1 protein-coding gene is annotated in these 244 nt (G+C 71.7%); it reads left to right on the forward strand.

The window, feature by feature from the left end:
- Positions 1-33: 33 nt before the first annotated feature.
- The coding region (locus SB717_RS38760; protein WP_410908571.1) for a hypothetical protein at positions 34-244 on the forward strand (211 nt) is incomplete at its 3' end.

The following is a 244-nucleotide window of genomic DNA, read 5'->3' on the forward strand; positions in this document are numbered from 1 at the left end:
GGCTCGTCCGCGACAGCGGGCACTGCCGCGACGTTGACGCTCGGCGGTCTCATCACGGCGGGCATCGCCACAGCGGCGGTCGCGATCGCCGTCGCAACGGGCATGCCAGCACACGACAACGACGCGTCGTCGCAGGCTGCGGCGTTCGGATCCGGTGCTCCGGGATCCGCCTCGATCGAGGCTTCCGACGGCCTCGCGGATGAAGCGGAGAAGTCGGTCTCGCCGACGACCAGCCCGACGCCCG

The organism is Priestia sp. SIMBA_032, assembly GCF_046535215.1.
Classification (GTDB): Bacteria; Bacillota; Bacilli; order Bacillales; family Bacillaceae_H; genus Priestia; species Priestia aryabhattai.